We start from the raw sequence: 352 nt of genomic DNA, 5'->3' as shown, positions 1-352 counted from the left end.
AAGCCGCGCACCCTCGAACCGCTCCTCCGCAAGCCACGTCTGTACATGGGCGAGCAACTTCTGTGTGACCCGGTGAGCGGCATCGGCCGAATCACCCACCGGGCGCTCCACCCGGATCAGGACGTCAGTTCCGGGTTCGGCCACGGTGCCGGGCAGTTCGTCGGGAAGCCGAGCACCGAAGCTCGGTCCTTCCAGGGTGACCGACGCCGTATGAGGCATCGGCGTCCAGTCGGTCTGGAAGAGGTTGTCGTGCCGGCCTCCCGCCGTCCCCGACGACAGCACACCGACCGGCTCACGCAACGTCAACGACTCGACACGCGCAACCAACTCCCCCGCCGCATCCGCCAACTCC

At 67.6% G+C, this 352-nt stretch carries 1 protein-coding gene; it reads right to left on the bottom strand.

Annotation, left to right across the window (positions count from 1 at the left end):
- Positions 1-352: SpnB-like Rossmann fold domain-containing protein (locus JS756_RS36350; RefSeq protein WP_205387527.1), on the bottom strand; the 352-nt coding region annotated here is incomplete at both ends.

It is taken from the genome of Streptomyces actuosus, from assembly GCF_016921115.1.
Classification (GTDB): Bacteria; Actinomycetota; Actinomycetes; order Streptomycetales; family Streptomycetaceae; genus Streptomyces; species Streptomyces actuosus_A.
The sequence above is the reverse complement of the archived record's forward strand: the minus strand, read 5'-3'. Positions and strand labels throughout refer to the sequence as shown.